The sequence below is a fragment of the Oerskovia sp. 140933 genome (genome assembly GCF_059651515.1).
This window is the reverse complement of sequence record NZ_JAMXIO010000010.1, coordinates 1-24,122: the sequence shown is the minus strand read 5'-3', so window position 1 is coordinate 24,122 and position 24,122 is coordinate 1. Positions and strand designations below refer to the sequence as shown.

Here is a 24,122-nt window from a genome sequence, read left to right as displayed (position 1 = left end):
GTCAGGCCTTCGCGGCGCCGTCGGGCGTGCTGCCCGCCGACCCAGTGCCGCCCGCGGGCACGGACGCCCCCTCGGCGGGCTTGATGACGTACCCGACGCCGCGCAGCGTGTGGATCATGGGCGCGCGCCCCTTGTCGATCTTGCGGCGCAGGTAGGAGATGTAGAGCTCGACGATGTTGGCCTGCCCGCGGAAGTCGTAGTTCCAGACGCGGTCGAGGATCTGCGCCTTGGACATGACACGGCGCGCGTTGCGCATGAGGTAGCGCAGGAGCTCGAACTCGGTCGCCGACAGGTGGATGGGGTCTCCGCCGCGGAACACCTCGTGCGAGTCCTCGTCGAGGACCAGGTCGCCCACGACGACGGTCGAGTCCTCGCGCCGCGCGGTCGCGCCGCCCCGGCGCATGAGGCCGCGCAGGCGGGCCACGACCTCCTCGAGGCTGAACGGCTTGGTCACGTAGTCGTCGCCGCCCGCGGTCAGCCCGGCGACGCGGTCCTCGACGGTGTCGCGGGCCGTGAGGAACAGGACCGGGACGTCGGGGGAGGTGGCGCGGATGCGGCGCAGGACGGACAGGCCGTCGAGGTCGGGGAGCATGACATCGAGCACGATCACGTCGGGTCCGACCTCGCGGGCCGTGCGGATCGCGGACTGGCCGTCGAGGGCCGTCGAGACGTCCCACCCCTCGTAGCGCAGCGCGGAGGTGAGGAGCTCGGCGAGGTTGGGCTCGTCGTCGACCACGAGGACGCGCACGGGGGAGCCGTCGGCCCGGGTCAGGCGCTCGGGGGCGCGCGGGGAGACGAGCGGTTCCGTGGGCGCGGGGGTCGTGGTCATGCGTCCATGGTGCGCGCGGTGGCTTCGCGGCGCCTGTGGCGATCCTATGAATCGCCTGTGAGGGGCGACGCCGGGGCCGTCGTGCGTCCTCAGTCCAGCGGCCGCTCCCTGCGGGACGCCGCGAGCGTCGAGGCCAGGATGGCCTCGATCGCGAAGGCCGTGGCCTCGGCGAGGTCGACCGCCTCGGGGTCGAGCAGCCACTGGGTCTGGAGCCCGTCCATGACGGCGATGATCGTGCTGGCCGCGCGGTCGAGCGCGGCCGGGTCGAGCTCGACGTCGTCCTCGGGGGTCAGGAGCCCGGCTGCGCGGCGCTCGTCGATCACGGTGCGCAGGGCGCTCGTGATGTCGCCGCGCAGGCCTGCGAACCGCCTCGTGGCCCAGTCGCGGGCGGGGTGCTGGTCGGTCACGGACTCGCCGGTCAGGACGGTGTAGGCCTGCACGATGCCCGGGCGCTCGGCGTTCATCCTGGCCGTGGTGACCAGGTGGCGGAACAGGTCGAGCCCGCCGGGGATGTGCTTGCCCTCGAGGTGCTCGACGTCGACGACGTCCCGGAACTCGAGCACCTCGATGAGGAGCTGGTTCTTGGAGCCGAAGTGGTGGAGCACCCCGGCGTGGGTGATCCCGACCTGCTCGGCGACCTCGGCGAGCGAGCCCTGGTGGTACCCCTTGGACCCGAAGACGCGCATCGCGGCGCGCAGGATCTCTTCGCGCCGGGCTGCGGTGCCCTTGCGCGGGCGGCGTGTTCGCGCCGGTGTCGCCTCTGTCATGACCGCAACCATACTGTGATCTGCGTTGACTTACTGACGAGTCAGTAAGTGTGGTTGTATGTCGGCCAGCAGACAACGCCGTCCGAACGGAGCACCTGGTGTCACTGAAGACCCACGACGTCACGACCGACGTCACGACCGACGTCACCCCCGACGTCAGCCCTGAGGGCGCGGTCGTCGTCGACGGGCCCGAGGAACGCCTCGTGCTCCTCGCCGCAGCGCTCACGGTCGAGGAGAAGGTCTCCCTCGTCGTCGGCGCCGGCATGTGGACCACGACCCCGGTCGAGCGCATCGGCCTGCGGGCCGTCGCGATGTCCGACGGCCCCGTGGGCGTGCGCGGCACGGGCGGTGCCACCGACGCGCACGGCGAGCCGGCCGCACCGCAGACCTCCGCGATGTTCCCCGCCCCCAGCGCGCTCGCCGCGACCTGGGACGTCGACCTCGCGGCCCGCGCCGGGGCGCTCTTCGCGACCGAGGCCCGCCGGCACGGCGTCGACGTGGTCCTCGCCCCGCAGATCAACCTCCAGCGCACGCCCGTGGGCGGCCGCCACTTCGAGTGCTACTCCGAGGACCCGCACCTGACCGCGGAGATCGCGGTCCGGCTCGTGCGCGCATCCCAGGAGAACGGCGTCGGCATGAGCGTCAAGCACTACGTCGCGAACGACTCCGAGACCGAGCGCACGCGCTACCTCGCGCGCCTCGACGAGCGCACGCTGCGCGAGGTCTACCTCCCGCCGTTCGAGCGCGTCGTGCGCGAGGCCCGGGCCTGGAGCGTCATGGGCGCCTACTCGGGCGTCGACGACGGCGAGACCGCGGCCCCCGTGCTCGAGCACCGACCGCTGCTCACCGGTGTCCTCAAGGACGAGTGGGGCTTCGACGGCGTCGTCGTGAGCGACTGGGTCGCGACCAAGAGCATCGGCGGCGCCGTGCGCGGCGGTCTCGACCTGCAGATGCCGGGCCCCGACGGCCCCTGGGGCGACGGCCTGCTGGACGCGGTCCGCTCGGGCGAGGTCGCCGAGGGCGAGCTCGACGACAAGGTCCTGCGCCTCCTGCGCCTGGCCCACCGGGTCGGCGCGCTCGACCTCGGGGGAACCCTTGCTCCCGGCACCGCACCGGTGACCGGTCCCCAGCCCGACGGCGCACCCTCCTCCGCGCCGTCGGCCCGCGACGGGCTCACGGGTCGGGAGGCGTCGGCCGCCTTCCTCCGTGAGCTCGTCGCACGCTCGGTCGTCGTGCTCAGGAACGAGCCCGTGGCCGCTCCCGCGGGCGAGGGGGGTCGCGGCGCGACCGCCGGGCTCGTGCCCCTCGACCCCGCAGCCCTCGCGGCTCCCGGCCGCCCGCTGACCGTGGCCCTCCTCGGCCCCGCCGCGACCACCCCGTTCCTCCAGGGCGGCGGCTCGTCGTTCGTGGTCCCGGACCGCGTCTCGACCCCCGCGGAGGAGATCCGCGCGGGCCTGCCCGAGGGCACGCGCCTGCTCGTCCACGACGGCGCCCGCTCGCGCTCCAACCCGCCCGCCCTGGACGTCCCCGGCCGGTGCAGCGACCCGGTCACGGGTGCCCCCGGACTGCGCGTCGAGCTGCTCGACGCCGACGGCACCGTCCTCGAGTCCCGCACAGCGCCCGCGTGGGACGGCTGGATCCAGGACGTCCGCGCCGACGCCGCGGCCGTGCGGGTCCGCGCCGTCGTCGACCTCGACGAGCCCGGCACGCACGAGCTCGGCATCGGCACGGTGGGCGTCCACACCGTGACCGTCGACGGGAGGGTCGTCTCGACCGGCGACGTCGTGGTCGACGAGGACGTCGTGCTGAGCTCGGGGCACAACCACCCCGTGGCGCGCACCGTGACCGTCGAGGTCGCCGAGGCCCGCGCCGCGCACCTCGACGCGACCCTCCAGGTGGTCCACGCCGTCGGGTACGCGTCGTTCGTCCGCGGAGAGCTGGTCCACCGGCTGCCCGGCGCGACCACCCAGGAGCTGCTCGACGAGGCCGTCGCCGCGGCCCGCGAGGCCGACGTCGTGATCGTCGTGGTCGGGACCACGGAGGAGGTCGAGTCCGAGGGCTACGACCGTCCCGACCTCGACCTGCCGGGCAACCAGGACAGGCTGGTCGAGCTCGTCCTGCAGGCCAACCCCCGCACGGTCGTGGTCGTCAACGCGGGCGCCCCGGTCCTGCTGCCCTGGCTCGACGACGCCCCAGCCGTCCTGTGGGCGTGGCTCGGCGGTCAGGAGGCCGGGACCGGCCTCGCCGACGCGCTGCTCGGGGTGACCGAACCCTCCGGTCGCCTCCCGTGGACCCTGCCCGCGCGCGTCGAGGACGTCCCCGTCCCGCACGCGATCCCGCTCGACGGCGTCGTCGAGTACGCCGAGGGGCTCGACGTCGGCTACCGCGCCTGGGAGCGCACGGGGGCGTCCCCCGCGGCCCCGTTCGGTCACGGCCTCGGCTGGTCCACGTGGGAGTACGTGGGCGCGACCCTCGCCGGGGCACCGGGCCTGCCCGACGAGCAGGGGGGTGCCGGGCCCGGCGGCAGCCCGGACGTCCTGCTCGACGTGACCGTCCGCAACACGGGGACCCGGACGAGCCGTGAGGTGGTCCAGGTCTACGTCGAGCCCGACCTCTCGTCGGGTGCGCCCGACGCTCCCCGCCGCCCCGTGCGCTGGCTCGGCGGCTTCGCGGTCGTCGACGCCGCCCCGGGGGAGACCACCACGGCGCGCGTGCGCATCCCCGTGCGCGCCCTCCAGACCTGGGACGTCCCGTCGCAGCAGTGGGTCACCGCTGCCGGCGGGCACGTCCTGCGGGCCGGGAGGTCGATCCGCGACCTCCGGCTCCGGGCGCCCCTGCCCGCCTGACCCCGGGGGACGACGCCGTCCACGCGCCGCCGTCCCCCGACCGCACAGCCGGCACGACCAGCACCACCGCACCGCCCGCTCGACCCAGTTCTACCCGCTAGATGACCGGTTCGTCGCGAACCGCACGTACGGTTCGTCCAGATTTTCAGTGCAAGGAGGCACTCATGAACAAGCGCAGGATCAGCACGGCGATCATCGGGCTCACGACGCTCGCCCTGGTCGCCACCGCGTGCAGCGGCAGCAGCGGAGACGGGGGCACATCGTCGGCAGGCGGCTCGGACGTCCTGACCATCGGGATGCCCAACGGCCCGCAGACCGACAACTCGAACCCCTTCGCCAACACGTCCTCGGCCATGTCGCTGGGCTACGCGTTCGCGATCTACGAGCCCCTCGCCCAGGTCAACACCGTGCGGCCCTCGGAGGACCCCACGCCGTGGCTCGCGAGCGAGTGGGAGTGGAACGCCGACTACACGCAGCTCACCCTCACGGCCCGTGACGGCGTCACGTGGTCCGACGGCGAGGACTTCACGGCCGAGGACATCGCCTACTCGTTCCAGATCCGCAAGGACAACGAGGGCCTCAACACGTTCGCGCTGCCCTTCGGCGACATCGCGGTCGACGGCAACAAGGTCACGGTCTCGTTCACCTCGGGACAGTTCGTCAAGCAGGCCCAGATCCTCCAGCTCTTCGTGGTCCCCGAGCACGTCTGGAAGGACGTGGAGGACCCCACGACCTGGACCAACGAGGAGCCCGTCGGCACGGGCCCGTACACCCTCAAGTCCTGGACCGCGCAGGCCGCGACCCTCACGGCCCGCGACGACTACTGGGGCGGCGAGCTCGGCGTCAAGGAGCTGCGCTACAGCTCGTACAACGACAACAACGCGCTCACCAACGCCCTGGTCTCGGGCGAGGCGCAGTGGGGGTGGACGTTCATCCCCGACTACGAGAAGGTCTACATCGAGGCCGACCCCGACGTGAACAACCAGTGGGCGCCCACGGGCCTGGGCGTCGACGCGCTGTTCCTCAACACCGAGACCGCGCCGTTCGACGACGTCGCCGTCCGCAAGGCCGTCCAGATGGTCCTCGACCGTCAGCAGATCTCCGACCTCGCGTCGTCGGGCGTCTTCCCGCCCCTGACCAACGTCACCGGCATGCCCGAGCCCGCAGGCACCGACTTCATCACCGCGCCCTTCCAGGGCGAGAAGTACACGGTCGACGTCGACGGCGCCAAGAAGGTCCTCGCCGACGCGGACTACACCCTCGACGGCAGCACCCTCAAGGACCCCGAGGGCAACGCCGTGACCTTCACGCTGACGAACCCGACGGGCTGGTCGGACTACCTGACCGAGCTCCAGATGGTCGCCGACGCGGTCAAGCCCCTGGGCATCACGGCCACGGTCGAGGGCCAGAACGCCGACGCCTGGTTCACCGCGATCGCCGAGGGCGACTTCCAGGCCTCGATGCACTGGACCGACGGCGGGGCCACCCCCTGGGACACGTACTCCAACCAGATGGACGGTGCCCAGTACATGCCGCTCGGCGAGCGTGCCAACTGGAACTTCGGCCGCTTCACGAGCGACGAGGCGACCGCGGCCCTGGCCACCTACGCCAACGCGACGGACGAGGCCGAGCGCACGGCCGCTCTCGAGACCGTGCAGCAGGTCTTCGTCGACGAGGTCCCGACCATCGCGCTCCTCGGGCGCCCGGCCGCGGCCCAGTACTCGACCAAGAACTTCGTGGGCTGGCCCTCGGACGAGGACCCGTACGCGAACCCGCAGCCGACGACGGCCAACGCGTCGCTCATCCTCACGAAGCTGAAGCCGGCTTCCTGATCGCGTGACTGCTCGTGAGTGAGGGGGCGGGGCCGTCGCCGGGCCTACCATCCGGCCTCGTTCCTCGGCCTCCCGCCAGGCCCGACCACGGCCCGGCGGCGGCCCCGCCCCCTCACGAGCAGCTGGTCAGCGCTGACTCCACCCCGTTCCCCCCAGCAGTCAGGTTCACCATGAGTTCCGACACGCACGGCGCCCTCGCGCCCCCGCCCGACGCGCCCGTCCTCGAGGCCCGCGGGCTCACCAAGCACTTCCCCGTCCGGGGCCTGCGCTCGAACGCCGTGGTGCACGCGGTCGACGGCGTGGACGTCTCTCTGCGCAGCGGCCAGGTCGTCGCGCTCGTGGGGGAGTCCGGGTCCGGCAAGTCCACCATCGCCCGCCTCATGGCCCGCCTGTACACGCAGACGTCGGGCGAGATCCTGCTGCACGGCGAGCCCGTGACCGCGCACCGCGGCCGCGCCTTCCGCCGGTACTGCCGGCGCGTGCAGATGATCTTCCAGGACCCGTTCGGGTCGCTCAACCCGGTCCACACGATCCGCTACACGCTCACGCGCTCGCTGCGGATCCACCAGCCGAGGCTGCGCGGGCAGGCCCTCGAGGACGCCCTGGGGGCCTTGCTCGACCGGGTCCAGCTCCAGCCCGAGCGGTACGTCGACAAGTACCCGCACGAGCTCTCGGGCGGCCAGCGCCAGCGTGTCGCGATCGCCCGCGCCCTGGCCGCGGACCCCGAGGTCCTGCTCGCCGACGAGCCCATCTCGATGCTCGACGTGTCGATCCGCATCGGCATCCTCAACCTCCTCAAGGACCTGCGCGACCGGCTCGGCATCGCGATCCTCTACATCACGCACGACATCGCCTCGGCCCGGTACTTCGCCGACGAGACCCGGGTCATGTACGCGGGCCGCATCGTCGAGCACGGCGGGAGCGAGCTCGTGACGCAGGAGCCCGCGCACCCGTACACCCAGCTCCTGGTGCGCTCGGCACCCGACCCGGAGAACCTCGCGGCGCAGGACCGCACGGGTGCGAACGGCGAGCCGCCGTCGATGGTCCGCCCGCCCGCGGGCTGCCGGTTCAGCCCGCGCTGCCCGTTCGCGACGGACCTGTGCCGGAGCACCGTCCCCGGACTGGTGCCCGTGGGAGACGGTCGTCAGGTGGCCTGCTGGGGCTACGTGGAGGCGTCCGCGGTCGACGATCCCGACCTGCTCCCCGAGCTCGGCTCCGCACGCGTGGGGGTGTCGGCATGAAGTACTTCCTGCGACGCATCGTCTTCTACGTGGTCACCGCGTGGGCGGCCATCACGATCAACTTCTTCATCCCGCGCATGATGGACGGCGACCCGGTGTCGTCCTTCATCAACAAGAACCAGGGGCGCATCAGCTCCGAGGCCCGCGAGTCGCTCTACGTCCTGTTCGGTCTCGACTCCGGCGCCTCGCTCTGGGAGCAGTACGTCGACTACTGGAAGATGCTCTTCTCGGGCGACCTGGGGCTGTCGATCATGCTCTTCCCGAGCACCGTGAGCGAGGTCATCGCGCAGGCCCTGCCGTGGACCATCGGTCTGGTCGGCATCGCGACGGTCATCAGCTTCCTGCTCGGCTCGTTCCTGGGCGTCGTCATCGGCTGGCGTCGCGGGTCGTGGGCCGACGGCCTCCTGCCGGTCACGACGTTCTTCTCGTCGGTGCCGTACTTCTGGCTGGGCCTGGTCGCGATCATGCTCTTCTCGGTGACGTGGCCGATCTTCCCGTCGTCGGGCGCCTACCAGCCGGGGCTGGTGCCGGGCTGGAGCTGGGAGTTCGTCGGTTCCGTGATCCGGCACGGCACGCTGCCGGCGATCACGATCGTGCTGTCCTCGGTCGCGGGCTGGATCCTCGGCATGCGGAACATGACCGTCACGGTCACCTCGGAGGACTACGTCACCGTCGCGCAGGCCAAGGGCCTCTCGGAGCGCCGCGTGATGTTCGGCTACGCGGCCCGCAACGCGATCCTGCCGCAGGTCTCGGGCTTCGCGCTGTCCCTGGGGTTCATCGTGTCCGGGACGCTCGTCATGGAGAAGGTCTTCTCCTACCAGGGCGTGGGCTTCACGCTCCTGCAGGCGATCGGTGCGCACGACTACCCCCTCATGCAGGGCATCTTCCTCATGATCACGCTGTCCGTTCTCGTGGCGAACATCCTCGCCGACCTCGCGTACGTGGTCCTCGACCCGCGCACCCGACAGGAGGGCTGAGAAGATGACCGGCATCCCCGTCCAGATGGACCACGCCCAGCTCGACAGCGGGGCCGAGCCCCTCGCTCCCGAGGCGCCCGTGCGCCGCAAGGGCTCGCGCAAGAAGCAGAAGCTCCTGTTCCTGCGCAACGGCAAGTCCTTCACGGGGCTCGCGATCCTGGGCTTCTTCGCGGTCCTCGCGGTGATCGGCCCGTGGATCGCGCCCTACGACCCGAGCGCGATGTCCTCGGACATCCTCCAGCCCCCGAGCGGTGCGCACTGGCTCGGCACCACGCACGTGGGCCAGGACGTGTTCTCCCAGATCCTCGTGGGCACGCGCGGCGTCATGATCGTCGGCTTCGTCGCGGGCATCGGGGCGACGCTCCTGTCAATCCTCGTCGGAGTGAGCGCGGGCTTCCTGGGCGGTGTGAGCGACGAGCTGCTCTCGTCGCTGTCCAACATCTTCCTGGTCATCCCGGCGCTGCCTCTCATCATCATCGTCGCGGGCCAGCTCCCCGACGCGGGCGGTCTGACGGTCGCGCTCATCCTGGCGGCGACGAGCTGGGCGTGGGGAGCGCGCATCCTGCGTGCCCAGACCCTGTCCTTGCGTCGCCGCGACTTCGTGGAGGCCGCGCGCGCCAACGGCGAGTCGACGTGGCGCATCGTGTGGTTCGAGACGCTGCCGAACCTGACGGCCATCATGGCGTCGAGCTTCGTGGGCACCGTGACGTTCGCGATCCTCATGCAGACGACGCTGGCCTTCATCGGCGTGACGTCCATCTCGGACTGGAACTGGGGCACGATCCTCTTCTGGGCCGAGCAGCAGCAGGCCCTCTCGCGCGGCGCGTGGTGGTGGTTCGTCCCGGCGGGCCTGTGCATCGCGCTGCTCGGCATGGCGCTGACCCTCATCAACTTCGGGATCGACGAGTTCGTCAACCCGCGCCTGCGCTCGACGGGCGCGAGCCCGCGCGCCCTGCGCAAGCGCCGCATCTCGCCGCGCATCGGCTTCACGGCCGTGGTCCGCGAGGGAGCGCCGGCAGCGGGAGGCGCGACCACCAGCAGGCCCGACGGCGCCACGCGCCCGGGTGCGTCTCCCGCACCGACCGGTGCGACGGCGTCGGGCACGGGGGCGAGCACGCCCACCCCGGGCGGGACGTCCTCCGGGCCCTCGCACGACGACCGCGACACCGACGGCACGACCGCACGCAAGGAGAACGTCCGATGACCGTCACCGACCACGCCCGTCCCGGCGCCCCCGCCGGGTCCGGGAGGCCCGTGCTCGAGATCCGCGACCTGCACGTCGCCTACGGCTACGGCCCCGAGCCCGTGCGCGCCCTGCGCGGCGTGAACCTCACGCTGCACGAGGGCGAGGTCCTGGGGATCGCGGGCGAGTCGGGCTGCGGCAAGTCGACGCTCGTGTACGCCGCGACCCGCCTCCTGCCCCCGCCCGGCCTCATCACGGGCGGCGAGGTCCTGTTCCACGGGGGAACGGGGGCCACGGGCGACGAGCCCGTCGACCTCCTGCGCATGAGCGACAAGGAGCTCCGGCGCTCGCGCTGGCAGGACACGGCCATCGTGTTCCAGGGCGCCATGAACTCGCTCAACCCGGTCTACCGGGTCGGCAAGCAGCTCACCGACGCGATCGCCGCGCACCGCCCGGACATGTCGCGGTTCGACCGCAACGAGCGGGCCGCCGAGCTGCTGTCGATGGTCGGGATCGCGACGGACCGCATCTCGGCGTACCCGCACCAGCTCTCGGGCGGCATGCGCCAGCGCGTCATGATCGCGATGGCGCTCGCGCTCGAGCCCAAGGTCCTCATCATGGACGAGCCCACGACCGCGCTCGACGTCGTGATGCAGCGCCAGATCGTCGAGCAGATCATCGAGCTGCGCGACCGCCTGGGCTTCTCGGTCGTGTTCATCACGCACGACGTCTCGCTGCTCATCGAGGTCGCCGACCGCATCGCGATCATGTACGCGGGCGAGATCGTCGAGCAGGCCTCGGCGAGCGACGTGTACCGGCGTCCCCGCCACCCGTACACGCACGGGCTGCTCAACTCGTTCCCGCCCCTGCACGGTCCCAAGCGGCCTCTCGTCGGCATCCCCGGGTCCCCGCCCGACCTCCAGGCGCTCCCGAGCGGGTGCCCGTTCCGGCCGCGCTGCGCGCACGTCATGGACGCGTGCGCCGAGGTCCACCCCGCGCTGGGCCCCACGTCCCTGGGGCTGCCCGGCGTCGGGGAGCCGGGCCGGTCGGTCGCCTGCCTCCTGCACGAGGGGCACGGGGAGGTGCCGACCGAGCTGCGCGGATGACGCGAGGACCGCCCACCGCCACGCGCTGACCTGCCCGTTCTCTTCGCCGGATCCCCACACGCCGTGACCTACGGTGGACGGGTGACTTCTCCTCCCGCCGCGTCGCCCCCGCCGCACGTCCGGCCACCCGCCTCGCCGCGAGGCGCAGCCGGTGGTCCCCGGCACTCGCCGGACCTCGGGGCGACGAACGTGGGAGCCAGGGTCGCGGCGAGCGTCACGGCCCTCGTCTCCGCGGTCCTGGTGTGGCAGGTCTGGCGGTACTTCGTCGCGACCGAGCAGGGCCAGCACCTGGACCAGGCGGCGCTGCGCGGCTCCGACTACGGGCGGGGCACGCTGTGGGCGGTCGCGGAGCCCGTGCTCGACGTCGTCTCGGTGAGCTTCGTCGTGCTGGGCCTGGGGATCGCGATGGGCATCGCGCTGCTGCGGCGGCGCTGGGGGCTCGCCGTCCAGGTGGCGTTCGTCGTGGTCGGGTCCAACATCACGACGCAGTTCCTCAAGAAGGCCGTGCTCGACCGGCCGGACCTGATCGGCGGCTGGGGCGTGGGGAACACGCTGCCCAGCGGGCACACCACGGTCGCGGCGTCGGTCGCGGTCGCGCTGCTCCTCGCCGTCCCGCGGGCCGCGCGCCCGGCCGTGGCGGTGCTCGGCGGGACGTACACGGTCGCGACGGGCGTCTCGACCCTGGTCGGGCACTGGCACCGGCCGAGCGACGTGGTCGCGGCGGTCCTCGTCGTGACGGCCTGGGCCGCGCTCGCCCTCGCGCTCACGCCGTCCAGCGCGCTCGACGAGCTGCCCGCCGGGCGGGGGAGCGGGTACCCGGGGTCGGTCGTCCTGGCCGTCCTCATGATCCTCGGCGGCGCCGCGGCCGCGCTCGGGGCGGCGTGGTGCCTGCGCGAGGTGCACCCCGCGAGCTGGGACATGACGGACGTCGCGGAGACCACGGCCTACGTGGGCGGCGCGCTGGGAGTCGTCGCCGTGACGTCGGTGTCGTTCGCGGTGCTGCTCCTGCTGAGGCAGGCCACGTCCCGGCCGGCACGGCTCGTCCACGGCCCGTCGACCCCGCGGGCCGTCCACAGCGGATAAGGTGCCGCCCGGCGCGAGTGGCGTAACGTCATAGGCTGCCGGTGGGAACAGGTCTGCGGGATCCAGGGCGCACGCCGTGCCCGACGCCCCGCGCACACGTCACACCTCTCGGCCGACCCGGTGATCTCTCGGCCCACCCGGGGACCGCCCCGGGCACGAGCCACAGTCAGCAGCAACGGAAAGCAGGAACGGATGTCCTCAGGTCGCAAGCTCGTCATCGTGGAGTCCCCCACGAAGGCACGCAAGATCCAGGGCTACCTCGGTGACGACTTCGAGGTGGAGTCGAGCGTGGGGCACATCCGCGACCTCCCGCAGCCGTCCGAGCTGCCCGCGGACATGAAGAAGGGCCCGTTCGGCAAGTTCGCGGTCAACGTCGACGAGGGCTTCGAGCCGTACTACGAGGTCTACGCGGACAAGAGGAAGAAGGTCGCGGAGCTCAAGCGCGCCCTGAAGAACGCCGACGAGCTCTACCTCGCGACCGACGAGGACCGCGAGGGCGAGGCCATCGCGTGGCACCTGCTCGAGGAGCTCAAGCCCAAGGTGCCCGTGCACCGCATGGTCTTCCACGAGATCACGCGCGAGGCGATCGAGCGGGCTCTGGAGAACACGCGCGACCTCGACGAGCACCTGGTCGACGCGCAGGAGACGCGCCGCATCCTCGACCGCCTCTACGGCTACGAGGTCTCGCCGGTGCTGTGGCGCAAGGTCCGCCAGGGCCTGTCCGCAGGCCGTGTCCAGTCGGTCGCGACCCGGCTGGTCGTCGAGCGCGAGCGCGAGCGCATGGCGTTCGTCCCGGCCGAGTACTGGGACGTGTCCGGCACGTTCTCGCTCGCCGACAAGGGGGCGCAGGACGCCGACAAGGGCTTCGACGCGCGCCTGGTCCAGCTCGGCGGCAAGCGCGTGGCCTCGGGCCGCGACTTCGACGACCGCGGCCGGCTCAAGCCCGCCGCGGCCCGCGACGGCGCGGTCCAGCTCGACGAGCAGGTGGCCTCGGCCGTGGTCGGTGGGCTCGAGGGGGCCGACTTCGCGGTCCGCAGCCTCGAGACCAAGCCGTACACGCGTCGCCCCGCGGCGCCGTTCACGACCTCGACCCTCCAGCAGGAGGCGAGCCGCAAGCTCCGCTTCAACTCGCGGCAGACCATGCGCACCGCGCAGGCGCTGTACGAGAACGGGTACATCACCTACATGCGTACGGACTCCCCGTCGCTGTCGGCCGAGGCCACGGACGCCGCGCGCCGCCAGGCCGCGGAGCTGTACGGGCCGGAGTTCGTGCCCGGCTCGCCGCGCGTGTACGCCTCGAAGTCGAAGGGCGCCCAGGAGGCCCACGAGGCCATCCGCCCCGCGGGCGACTCGTTCCGCACCCCGGCCCAGGTGGCCCGGGAGATCAGCGGCGACCAGTTCAAGCTGTACGAGCTCATCTGGAAGCGCACGGTCGCCTCGCAGATGGCGGACGCCAAGGGCTCGACGGCGTCGGTCCGGCTGGCGGCCCCCGTCCGCCTCCAGGCCGTGGCACCGCTGGCCGGGACGACGTACGAGCCGGGCGGCCCGGCCCCCGAGGCCGTGTTCGCGGCATCCGGCACGGTCATCACGTTCCGCGGCTTCCTCGCCGCGTACGAGGAGGGCACCGACGACGCGAGCGAGTCCGCCGAGGGCACGCCCGCGAAGTCGGGGCGTCGTCGCAACGACGAGGACGCCCGCCTGCCGCAGATGGCCGAGGGCGACCTGCTCCACGGCCGTGACCTCACGGCCGACGGGCACTCGACGTCGGCACCGCCGCGCTACACCGAGGCCAGTCTCATCAAGGCTCTCGAGGAGCGCGGGATCGGCCGCCCGTCCACCTACGCGTCGACGATCTCGACCATCCAGGACCGCGGCTACGTGCTGCCGCGCGGCCAGGCGCTCGTCCCGAGCTGGGTCGCGTTCGCCGTGATCCGCCTGCTCGAGGAGCACTTCGAGTGGCTCATCGACTACGACTTCACCGCGGAGATGGAGGCGGACCTCGACGCGATCGCGGCGGGCGACAAGGACCGCGTCGCGTGGCTGACCCGGTTCTACTTCGGTGACGGCACGGGCCGCGAGGAGGGCGAGGGGCTGCGTCAGCTCGTCGACGACCTGGGCGAGATCGACGCGCGGGACATCAACTCGGTGCCGGTCGGCGAGGGCATCCAGCTCCGGGTGGGGCGCTACGGACCCTACGTCGAGGATCTCTCGGTGCCGGTGAAGGAGGGGGAGAACCCTCCGCGCGCCTCGGTCCCGGACGACCTCGCCCCCGACGAGCTCACGGTCGAGAAGGCGCGCGAGCTCCTCGCCGCGGGGGCCGACGACGGCCGGATCCTGGGGACGGATCCCGGGTCGGGGCACCCGATCGTGGCCCGTGCGGGACGCTACGGCCCCTACGTGACCGAGCAGCTCCCCGAACCCACGTTCGACGAGGGGCTCTCGGCGGCCGCCCTCAAGAAGGCCAAGGCCGCGCTGCCCAAGCCGCGCACGGCGTCGCTCCTCAAGACCATGTCGCTCGAGTCGGTGACGCTCGAGGACGCGCTGCGCCTGCTGTCCCTGCCGCGCGTCGTGGGCACGGACCCGGAGACGGGCGTCGAGATCACCGCGCAGAACGGCCGCTACGGTCCGTACCTCAAGAAGGGCACGGACTCGCGCACCCTCCCGTCGGAGGAGGCCATGTTCACGGTGACGCTCGAGGAGGCGCTCGAGCTGTACAAGCAGCCCAAGCGCGGTCGTGGCACGACCGCCACGCCGCCGCTGCGCGAGCTGGGCGACGACCCGACGTCGGGCAAGCCCATCGTGATCAAGGACGGCCGCTTCGGCGCCTACGTGACCGACGGCGAGACCAACCGGACGCTGCCGCGCGACGTGACGCCCGAGTCGATCACGCCCGAGCAGGCCATCGAGCTCCTCGCGGAGAAGCGCGCGGCGGGCCCGGCGAAGAAGAAGGCCCCGGCCAAGAAGGCCCCCGCCAAGAAGCCCGCCGCGAAGAAGGCGCCGGCCAAGAAGGCGACGGCCGAGAAGAAGTAGCGGTCGCTGCCGGCGGACCGTGCCGGGCCCGCGCACGTCGAAAGCCCCGGCCTGCCCCTGGAGGGAGCAGGCCGGGGCCTCGACGTTCGCGTCCTCAGTGGTGCGTGTGCTTGACCGGCTCGGGCAGCCCGGCGTCCGCCCGGATCGAGCGCGACAGGCCCTCGATCGAGCGCAGCGCGTCGACGAGCTCGGGCACGCGGACCTCGAACGGCATGGCGTGGATGGTCTCTCCCGGTGCCGTCGCGGCCTCGGCCACCCGGCGCAGGTCGCCCACGTCGGCCGTCGTGAGCCCGATCTCGGTCAGCGTGTTGGGCAGCCCGACGCGCGTCGTGAACTCGACGAAGTCGCGGATCTCCTGCGACGGTGCGCCCTCGAGCACGAGCTGGGTCAGGGACCCGATGTTGACCTTCTGGCCGTGCGTGAGCCCGTGGGTCTGCGGCGCGGCCGTGAGCCCGTTGTGGATCGCGTGGGCCGCCGCGAGACCGCCCGACTCGAAGCCCAGCCCGGACAGGAGGGTGTTGGCCTCGACCACGGCGTCGACCGCGGGCGTGACCAGGTGCTCCTTGACGGCCTCGATCGCCGCGAGCGAGTTCTCCCACAGGATCTTCCACGAGAGCTCGGCGAGCGCGGTGCCCGTGATGAGCGGCAGTCCGCCCGCCATGGTCGTCTTGTGGGCCTGCGCCACGGCGCGCGCCTCGATCCAGGTGGCGAGCGCGTCACCGATGCCCGCGACGAGGAACCTGACCGGCGCGTCGGCCACGAGCTGGGTGTCGACGAGCACCAGGTCGGGGTTGTGCGGGAAGAACCGGTACTCCTCGAACGCGCCCTCGTCGGTGTAGATGACGGACAGGGCGGAGCACGGCGCGTCGGTCGATGCCACGGTCGGTACGGAGACCCAGCGAATCCCCTCGAGGTGCCCGGCGGCCTTGACGGCGTCGATCGTGCTGCCGCCCCCGATCCCGACGATCACGTCGGAGCCGGTCTCGCGGATGCGCCGGGCCAGCCGGTCGACCTCGGCCGCCGTCGCGTAGGTGCCGAAGCCCTCACGCGCTCGCGGCAGGTTCGCGGCCTGGAAGGACTCGGCGACGGTGTCCTGGACGATGTCCCAGACCACGTCGTCGGCGACGATCAGCGGCTTGGTGCCGATCGGGGCCACGAACTCACCGAGCCGGGACAGCGCGCCGCGCGACTGCACGTAGCGCAGGGGGCTGATGAGGGTGCGGATCGGGACCTCGGACATGGGGACCTCCTCGGGTAGGGACAGGGACGTCGCGGCCGCGCGTGGAGGTTCGCTCCGGCGGACCGTCGACTCCTCGACGCTATGTCGAGGAGCGGTCCACCGCCTGTCGGAGCACTGCCTCGACAGGTTTGTATGAGTGCTGTTATAACAGTGCTGTGACATCCATCGACCCGACCGCCGTCCCCGGACGCTGGGACTCCCTGCACGCCCTGCTGCGCCGGCTCGACGACGAGATCGGCACCGTCTACACCGACCGCGGGGTCGACGGCGTGCGACCGCGCTTCGTCTACCCGCTCATCCGACTCGCCCACACCGGGCCGCTGACCATCCGCGAGCTCGCCGCGTCGCTGGGCCGCACGCACTCGGCCATGAGCCAGACCGTGACCGCGATGCGCAGCGAAGGACTCGTGCAGACCGAGTCCGGCGAGGACGCCCGCACGCGCCGCGTCGCGCTCACCGACAAGGCTCGTGCGCTCGTCCCTCTCCTCGAGGCCGAGTGGCGCGCGACCGAGGAGTCGATCGCCGAGATCGACGACGAGCTGCCGTACGCGCTGAGCGCCGTCGTCGCCGACCTCGAACGCGTCCTCGCGAGCAGGTCCCTGCGCGCCCGGCTCGTCGAGCGGCTCGACGCCGCGGGCCACCCGGTGCAGACGCCCGGCACGCCGGGACCCGAGACTCCCTGACGTGCGCGACGACCTCCTCGACCTGCGCCCGCTGCGCACCAGTGCCGCCTATCGCGACCTGTGGGCAGGCTCGGCCGTCGGCGGCCTCGGCTTCCAGGTGGCCACGGTCGCGGTGCTGCTGCAGGTGTGGGAGCTCACGCGCAGCCCGGTGTGGACCGGTGCGATCGGCCTCGCGACCGCCGTGCCCCTGCTCGCCCTCGGCCTCGTCGGCGGGCACCTCGCCGACGTGCACGACCGCCGCACGATCATGCGCCTCGCGTCGGCCGGCCAGGTGCTCTCCGCGGTGGGCCTCGCCGCGCAGGCGCTCGCGGGCAACCGGTCCGTGTGGGTGCTGCTCGGTCTCGTGAGCCTCGGTGCGGCGTGCAACGCGCTGGGCTCGCCCGCGCGCCGGACGGTGCCGCCGCGCCTCCTGCCCGCCGACCAGGTCGCGGCCGGGCTCGCGCTGCAGAACCTCGCGTTCCAGGTCGCCATGCTCGTCGGGCCGGCGCTGGCAGGCCTCGTCGTCGCGCGCTGGGACCTCGCGGCCGCCTACGGCGTGCAGGTGGCGGCGGCCGTGGTCGCCCTGCTCGGGCTGGTGCGGCTGCCGCCGCTCCCGCCGGTGCCCACGCATCCCGCGCCGCCCGCGCCGCCCGCGCCGCCCGCGTCGGACGCCGCACCCGCACCCGCGCCTGTGCCTGCGCCTGTGCCTACGCCCGTCGAGGTGCCGGGCGGCGGACCGGCGGACCACGGACGGCCCGGTCGTCGTCGGGCTGCGGCGGGCGGCTGGTCGATCGTCTGGAAGCGGCCGACCCTGCGGGGCTCGTTCGCGACGGACGTCGCGGCGACCGTGCTCGCGATGCCCGTCTCCTTGTTCCCGCTCGTCAACGAGATCCGGTTCGACGGCGACCCGCGGACCCTCGGGCTGTTCCTCTCGGCGGTCGCGGTGGGCGGGATCGGTGCCGGGCTGCTGTCCGGTGCGGTCACGCGCGCGCCGCGGTCGGGCGCGCTGCAGCTCGCCGCCGCCGCGACGTGGGGAGTCGCGCTCGCGGGCTTCGGGCTGGCCGGACCGCTGTGGCTCGCGCTCGCGTGCCTCGCGGTCGCGGGGGCGGCGGACACGGTGTCGGTCGTGACGCGCGGCGCGCTCGTCCAGCTCGAGACTCCCGACGAGTTCCGCGGCCGAGTGTCCTCGGTCGAGCACGTCGTGGGGGTCGCGGGCCCCGAGGTGGGCAACTTCCGCGGCGGGGTCCTCGCGGCGTTGACCTCGGCGCCCGTCGCCCTGGTGGCGGGCGGTCTCGCGGCGAGCGTCGCCGTCGGGCTGGTCGCGTGGCGCAACGTGCCCCTGCGTCGCTACCGGAACCCGGCCGTCACGCAGTCGCCCGTCGAGGCGCGGTAGCGACGTGGACGTGACGGTGTCCCGACGCGCGAGCCGGGCCCCCGAGCGCCGGGGCGCAGGGCGCGTCAGTCGACCGTGACGGCCTCCAGGACCGGCAGGCGCGAGGCCCGGATGCCCGGCCACACGCTCGCCACGAGCCCGATCACGACCGCGAGCCCCAGCACCGCGAGCACCTGCCCCCAGGGGATCGCGAGGCTCGTGAGCCCCTGCTCGGCGAGCACCCCCGGCAGGGCCGCCGCGATCGCGATGCCCGTGATCACACCCAGCACGGTCCCGTAGACCGCGGTCAGCACGGACTCGATCGTGATGATGCCCGCGAGCTGGAGGCGCCCGAGGCCCACCGCACGCAGCAGCCCGATCTCGCGCGTGCGCTCGATGATGGACAGCGCGAGCGTGTTGACGATGCCCAGGAGGGCGATGACGATCGACAGCCCGAGCAGCGCGTAGAGGATCACGAGGACCTGGTCGACCTGGGCCGCGGCCGCGTTCGCGAGCTCCTCGCGGTCCAGGACCGAGACCACGAGGAAGGGCTTGACGGCGTCGGTGAGCGCATCGCGCAGCTCGGCGGTCGTGGTGCCGGGAGCGGCCGTGACGTAGATCGCCCACGTCGGGATCTCGGGTGCGCCCACGCTCGCGTACGTCGCGTCGGCGAGCACCACGTCGGACGAGATGACCTGGGTGTCGACGACGGCCCCGACGCGCACCTCCACGGTGCGTGCGCCGTCGTCGCTCGTGAGGGTGAGCGCGTCGCCGACCTCCCAGCCGTGGTCACGGGCCGCGGCCCGACGGACCACGGCCTGACCGTCGTCGAGCGCCCGGTCGGGGTCGCCCTCGACCACGGGCGCGTCGAGGGCCTCGGTGAAGAACCCGGGCGGCACGACCGTGGCGCCGCTGGCCTGGCCGTCCACGTCGAGGGTCCCGAGCTGCAGCGCGAGCGCCTGCCCGACGGCGGGGAGCCCGGTCACGGCATCGGTGACCCCTGGCGGGAGCGCGCCCGTGGCGGCTGCGGCCTGGACCACGTAGTCGGCCCGCATCTGCTCGTCGACGATCGACCGGACCGAGGCCTGCGTCGAGGCCGCGATGACCCCGGTCGCGCTCACGAGCGCCATCCCGATCAGGAGCGCACCGGCCGTGTTGGAGGTGCGTCGCGGGCTGCGCGTGACGTTGCCGCGGGCCAGGCGCCCGAGCGGGCGGATCGCGGCGACGGCCGGGACCGCGAGCACCGTGATGACGGCCCCCGCGATCGCGGGGGACAGCACCAGGACCCCCACGAGGACCGCGCCCGCGCCGACCGCGAGCACGACGCGGGGGTCGAGGTCGTCGACCGGAGCCCACCCGGTCGGGTCGGCCGACGCCGAGCTGCCGAGCCGCGAGGCCAGCACGAGCAGGCCGGCGCCGACCACCACCAGTACGAGCCCGACCACCGCCCGGGTGCCGGTCCCGCGGTCCGGTGCGACGTCGTCGTGCATGGCCTGGACCGGCGGGGTGAGGGCCGCGTGGCGGCCCGGGACCGCGGCCGCGATCACGCTCACCAGGACGCCCAGCGAGATCGCTACCACGACCGACGTCGCGCTCAGGGGCACCCGCCCCGAGAGCTCCATGCCCGTCGAGCCGAACACCGCGCGCAGCCCGCTGACCAGGACCCGTCCCAGGACCACGCCCGTGGCCGCGCCCAGCAGCCCCACCGCGACGGCCTGTGCCACGATCGACGCGAACACCTGCGCGGGCGAGGCGCCGAGCGCCCGCAGCAGCGCGAACTCGCGCTGACGCTCGCGCACGGACATCGCGAACGTGTTGGCGATGATGAACGCACCGACGAACAGCGCGATCGCCGCGAAGACGAGCAGGAACGTCTCGATGAACCCGAGGATCTCCTCGACCCCCTGGCGGGCCTCCTCGCGCACGGCCTCGCCCGTGACGGACTCGGTGCCGGCCGGGAGGACCCGCGCGACGCGCTCGGCGAGGTCCTGCTCGGACACGTCCCCCTCGGCGTAGACGGAGATCGTGGGGACCGTGCCGTCCGGCGCGTAGGTCGCGAGCGCGGTCGCGGGGTCGAGCCCCACCAGGATGGTGCCCGCCGCGGCGGCCTCGATCGCGAAGATCCCCGTGACCGCGACGGGCTGCGGGGCGCCCGCGAGGACCACGGTCGTCGTGTCGCCCGTCGTCAGGCCCGCGGCGGACGCGGCGCTCTCCTCCAGGGCGATCTGCGCGCCGCCCACGGGCCAGGCGCCGCTCGCGAGGGTCACGGTCGGCTCGTCGGGGCCCACCGCGATCCCGATGCTCGGGGGGCCCGACGTCGTGACGGCCGTGCCGTCGGCCGCGACCAGGACGATCGGACCCGACGCGTCGGGCACGGCGCGCGCGACGCCGTCGACCCCCGCGACCGTGTCCGCGAGCGTGACCGGGACAGGGCTGTGGGGCGTCCCGAACGAGGTGCCCGCGCTCGTCGTGTCGTCGATCTCCTCCGCGCCGCGCACGTAGACGTCGGCGACGAGCGTGGTCGCGATGATCTCGTCGAACGTCGAGGACAGCATCGCGCGGAACGTGAACGTCCCCACGACGAACGCGACGCCGAGCATGACCGCGAGAGTCGACAGCAGGAAGCGGACCAGGTGCGCCCGGACCCCGCGCAGCGCGACCCGCAGCATCAGTCCTCCTCCGCCTGCCCGAGCGCGTCGAGGATGTCGCGTCTCGTCGGTGCGGAGAGGTCGGCCGTGATCCGCCCGTCGGTCAGGAACAGGACGCGGTGCGCGTACGAGGCCGCGCGCGGGTCGTGCGTGACCATGACGACCGTCTGCCCCAGCTCGTCGACCGAGCGCCGCAGGAAGCCCAGGACCTCGGCGGACGAGCGCGAGTCCAGGTTGCCCGTGGGCTCGTCGGCGAACACGACCGACGGCCGCGACACCAGGGCCCGCGCGCACGCGACCCGCTGCTGCTGCCCGCCCGAGAGCTCGGACGGCCGGTGGTGCAGGCGGTCGCCCAGGCCCACCGCGGACACGACCTCCTCGAACCAGGCCCGGTCCACCGGGACCCGGGCGATGTCGAGCGGGAGCGTGATGTTCTCCGCGGCCGTGAGCGTCGGAACCAGGTTGTACGACTGGAACACGAACCCGATCCGGGTCCGCCGCAGGGCCGTGAGACGGCGCTGCGACAGCCGGCTCACCTCGGTCCCGCCGATCACGACGCTGCCCGACGTGGGCGCGTCGAGCCCGGCCAGGCAGTGCATGAGCGTCGACTTGCCCGAGCCCGAGGGGCCCATGATCGCGGTGAGCTCGGCCGACCGGAAGTCGACGTCGACGCCGTCGAGCGCGCGGACGGCCGTCTCGCCCTGGCCGTACGTCTTGACCAGGCCGCGGGCCCACGCCGCAGCCCCGGGAGGCGCGTCCCCCGGCCGGGCGGACCCGGGCGGGCTGGTCGGGGAAGCCGTGGGCTCCATCGGAGGCCCCCTTCGGTCGACGAGTCTCCATCCTGACCCCGGACGGGCACGACGTGCGACACGTCGGCCCGGTGCGGCAGCCCGCGGGCCGCGCGCGTCGGCCCTGTGCGGCCGCCCGCGGGCCGCGCCCGGCCGCGGGACCAGCGGTCGGCAGTAGCGTGGAGGCATGGTCTCTCACGCCGTGGTGAACGTGCTCGACGCCGTGCCCTCCCCGGGGGACGCCCCGCCAGTGCGCTGGGGGATCCTCGGCGCGGGCAGGATCGCGGCGGACTTCGCGGACGAGGTGCGGGCCTTCACCCAGGGGCACGTGGCGGCCGTGGGGTCGAGGGACGAGCACCGTGCGCGGGACTTCGTGCAGCGGCACGCCCCCTCGGCGGCCGTGCACGGCTCGTACGAGGCGCTGGTCGCCGACCCCGACGTGGACGTCGTGTACGTCGCGACTCCGCACTCGCACCACCGTGACCACGCGCTGCTGGCGATCGCCGCTGGCCGGCACGTCCTGGTCGAGAAGGCGTTCACGCGCAACGAGGCCGAGGCCCGCGAGGTGTTCGACGCGGCGCGGGCCGCGGGCGTGTTCGTCATGGAGGCCATGCTCACGCGGCACCTGCCGCACGTGGCGGCGATCCGGGCGCTGATCGCGCAGGGCGAGGTCGGGGAGGTCAGGTCGGTCACGGCGGGCTACGGGTCCGCCGCGGCGTACGACCCGTCGCACCGGCTCTTCGCGCCCGAGCTCGCGGGTGGGGCGCTGCTCGACATCGGGGTCTACCCGCTCGCGTTCGCCATGGACCTCCTGGGCGTGCCCGACGCCGTCACGGCGGTCGGTCTGCTGGCTCCGACCGGGGTGGACGCCCAGTCGACCGTGGTGCTGCGGTACGGGGACAGGGCGACGGCGACGTTGTCCTCGTCGGTCCTGGCGCGGTCCGCGACGTCGCTCGTGGTCGCGGGTACGGGGGGCCGGATCGAGGTCGCGGACCGGTTCATGGTGCCCACGGCGTTCAGCGTGGTGTGGGCCGACGGGGCGCGGCGCGAGTACGACGGGTTCGTGCCGGCGGGCAAGCAGTACGAGGCCGCGGAGGTCGCACGGTGCGTCGCGGCCGGCGTGCCGGAGAGCCCGCGCATGACGTGGCAGGACACGTTGGACCTGATGCGGGTCATGGACGCGGCACGGGCGCAGCTCGGGGTCGTGTACCCGGGCGAGTGAACGGTCGCGGGCCGAGGGCGGGGTCGAGGACGGGGCGAGGTCGTCCTGGCGGGCGGGACGACCTCGATCGAGGGGTTCGAGAGCGCGCCACCTGGTCGCGTCCTGCGACCACACCTCGGGCAATGACCCGTGGTAGCGCTCTCACGGGGATAGCGTGAGCCCATGAGCAACGACGCCCGCACCGCGGCACCGACCGACCGCCCCGACTCCCTGCCCCGTCTCGCAGCGACCGCCGCCGACCTCCCCGAGGTGATCTCCGGCGTCGTGCCCGATCCTCGGACGGCGCCCCCCGTGCGCTGGGGCATCCTCGGCGCCGGCAACATCGCGGGCTCGTTCGCCGAGGCCGTGCGCGACCACACGCGCGCCCGCGTGGTGGCCGTGGGCTCGCGCGACCGCGCCCGGGCCGAGCACTTCGCGACCGAGCACGGCATCCACACGACACACACCGACTACACCGACCTCGTCGAGGACCCCCAGGTCGACGTCGTGTACGTCGCGACGCCCCACTCGCACCACCGCGACCACGCGCTGCTGGCGATCGCCGCGGGCAAGCACGTCCTGGTCGAGAAGGCGTTCACGCGCAACGAGGCCGAGGCGCGCGAGATCCTCGACGCCGCGCGGGCCGCGGGCGTGTTCGTCATGGAGGCCATGTGGACGCGCTTCCTGCCGCACGTCGCGGCCCTGCGGGGAGTGATCGCGCGCGGCGAGATCGGCGAGATCGTCAACGTGACCGCCGACCACGGCCAGTACTTCCCGTTCGACCCCGAGCACCGGCTCTACGCGCCCGGGCTCGCAGGCGGCGCACTGCTCGACCTGGGCGTGTACCCCGTGTCGTTCGCCCACGACGTCCTGGGGGCGCCGTCGTCGGTCACCGCGGTCGGGGCGCTCACGGAGACGGGGGTCGACGGCCAGCTCGGCATGACGCTCGGCTACGGGCAGGCCCTGGCCACGCTGTCGACCACGCTGTGGTCGCAGACGCCCAACGTCGCGGCGATCTCCGGGACGGCCGGGCGCGTCGAGGTCGAGGGCACGTTCTACGCCCCGACGTCGTTCCGCGTGGTCCGCCACGACGGCGCCGAGTGGCGCTACGAGGGATTCCGCGGCGAGGGCAAGCAGTACCAGGCGGCCGAGGTCGCGCGCTGCCTCGAGGCCGGCCTGACCGAGAGCCCCCGCATGACGTGGGAGGGCACGCTCGAGGTCATGCGGACCATGGACGAGGTCCGTCGTCAGGTGGGCGTGGTCTACCCGGGCGAGTGACCCGGGTGCCGAGAACGGGGTTGCGGTCGTTCTGACGTG

General features: G+C 73.2%; 17 protein-coding genes. 12 read left to right on the top strand and 5 right to left on the bottom strand.

Going from position 1 to position 24,122, the window contains the following annotated elements; translation table 11 throughout:
* Position 1: 1 nt before the first annotated feature.
* Positions 2-829 (bottom strand): response regulator transcription factor, encoded by an 828-nt coding sequence (locus NHG27_RS07385; protein ID WP_497015521.1) that lies wholly within the window; start codon positions 827-829, stop codon positions 2-4.
* 89 nt (positions 830-918) lie between these two features.
* Positions 919-1,596, bottom strand: a complete 678-nt coding sequence (locus NHG27_RS07380; RefSeq protein WP_497015520.1) for a TetR/AcrR family transcriptional regulator — start codon at positions 1,594-1,596, stop codon at positions 919-921.
* Positions 1,597-1,694: 98 nt separating this feature from the next.
* Between NHG27_RS07380 and NHG27_RS07375 the strand changes: the two genes are divergently transcribed.
* The 8 genes from NHG27_RS07375 to topA all read left to right on the top strand — a co-directional run bounded on the left by NHG27_RS07375 (position 1,695) and on the right by topA (position 14,894).
* Positions 1,695-4,442 carry a beta-d-glucosidase gene (locus NHG27_RS07375; protein WP_497015518.1) on the top strand — a complete coding sequence of 916 codons (2,748 nt, stop codon included), beginning with the start codon at positions 1,695-1,697 and terminating at the stop codon, positions 4,440-4,442.
* Positions 4,443-4,606: 164 nt separating this feature from the next.
* Positions 4,607-6,274: an ABC transporter substrate-binding protein gene (locus NHG27_RS07370; RefSeq protein ID WP_497015516.1), complete on the top strand. Its 1,668-nt coding sequence runs from the start codon at positions 4,607-4,609 to the stop codon at positions 6,272-6,274.
* 170 nt (positions 6,275-6,444) lie between these two features.
* Entirely contained in the window at positions 6,445-7,515 is a 1,071-nt protein-coding gene (locus tag NHG27_RS07365) for an ABC transporter ATP-binding protein (protein ID WP_497015514.1), read from the top strand.
* A complete protein-coding gene (locus NHG27_RS07360) occupies positions 7,512-8,492 on the top strand; it encodes an ABC transporter permease (RefSeq protein ID WP_377618377.1) in 981 nt (326 codons plus the stop codon). The genes NHG27_RS07365 and NHG27_RS07360 overlap by 4 nt, the downstream gene beginning before the upstream one ends.
* Before the next feature lie 4 nt (positions 8,493-8,496).
* Positions 8,497-9,696: an ABC transporter permease gene (locus NHG27_RS07355; protein WP_497015512.1), complete on the top strand. Its 1,200-nt coding sequence runs from the start codon at positions 8,497-8,499 to the stop codon at positions 9,694-9,696.
* Positions 9,693-10,781: an ABC transporter ATP-binding protein gene (locus tag NHG27_RS07350; RefSeq protein ID WP_497015510.1), complete on the top strand. Its 1,089-nt coding sequence runs from the start codon at positions 9,693-9,695 to the stop codon at positions 10,779-10,781. The genes NHG27_RS07355 and NHG27_RS07350 overlap by 4 nt, the downstream gene beginning before the upstream one ends.
* An 81-nt stretch (positions 10,782-10,862) precedes the next feature.
* A complete protein-coding gene (locus NHG27_RS07345; RefSeq protein ID WP_321575180.1) occupies positions 10,863-11,864 on the top strand; it encodes a phosphatase PAP2 family protein in 1,002 nt (333 codons plus the stop codon).
* 192 nt (positions 11,865-12,056) lie between these two features.
* Complete coding sequence (gene topA / locus NHG27_RS07340; protein WP_497015508.1) at positions 12,057-14,894, top strand: type I DNA topoisomerase; 2,838 nt, start codon at positions 12,057-12,059, stop codon at positions 14,892-14,894.
* 94 nt (positions 14,895-14,988) lie between these two features.
* On the opposite strand, the gene NHG27_RS07335 is transcribed toward topA, so the two are convergent.
* Positions 14,989-16,134 carry a glycerol dehydrogenase gene (locus NHG27_RS07335; RefSeq protein WP_497015506.1) on the bottom strand — a complete coding sequence of 382 codons (1,146 nt, stop codon included), beginning with the start codon at positions 16,132-16,134 and terminating at the stop codon, positions 14,989-14,991.
* A gap of 155 nt (positions 16,135-16,289) precedes the next feature.
* Between NHG27_RS07335 and NHG27_RS07330 the strand changes: the two genes are divergently transcribed.
* The gene (locus NHG27_RS07330; RefSeq protein WP_497015504.1) at positions 16,290-16,817 is read left to right on the top strand and encodes a MarR family winged helix-turn-helix transcriptional regulator; all 528 of its coding nucleotides are present in this window, start codon (positions 16,290-16,292) and stop codon (positions 16,815-16,817) included.
* A gap of 1 nt (position 16,818) precedes the next feature.
* A complete protein-coding gene (locus NHG27_RS07325) occupies positions 16,819-18,189 on the top strand; it encodes an MFS transporter (protein ID WP_497015503.1) in 1,371 nt (456 codons plus the stop codon).
* A 65-nt stretch (positions 18,190-18,254) separates the two neighbouring features.
* On the opposite strand, the gene NHG27_RS07320 is transcribed toward NHG27_RS07325, so the two are convergent.
* Together NHG27_RS07320 and NHG27_RS07315 are read right to left on the bottom strand one after the other, a co-directional pair.
* Positions 18,255-20,837: an ABC transporter permease gene (locus NHG27_RS07320; protein WP_497015501.1), complete on the bottom strand. Its 2,583-nt coding sequence runs from the start codon at positions 20,835-20,837 to the stop codon at positions 18,255-18,257.
* Complete coding sequence (locus tag NHG27_RS07315) at positions 20,837-21,625, bottom strand: ABC transporter ATP-binding protein (RefSeq protein WP_193718097.1); 789 nt, start codon at positions 21,623-21,625, stop codon at positions 20,837-20,839. Before NHG27_RS07315 ends, NHG27_RS07320 begins: the two co-directional genes overlap by 1 nt.
* A gap of 166 nt (positions 21,626-21,791) precedes the next feature.
* Between NHG27_RS07315 and NHG27_RS07310 the strand changes: the two genes are divergently transcribed.
* A complete protein-coding gene (locus NHG27_RS07310; RefSeq protein ID WP_497015499.1) occupies positions 21,792-22,826 on the top strand; it encodes a Gfo/Idh/MocA family protein in 1,035 nt (344 codons plus the stop codon).
* A gap of 162 nt (positions 22,827-22,988) precedes the next feature.
* On the top strand, positions 22,989-24,083 hold the full coding sequence (locus tag NHG27_RS07305; protein ID WP_497015497.1) for a Gfo/Idh/MocA family protein: 1,095 nt from the start codon (positions 22,989-22,991) through the stop codon (positions 24,081-24,083).
* Positions 24,084-24,122 lie beyond the last annotated feature (39 nt).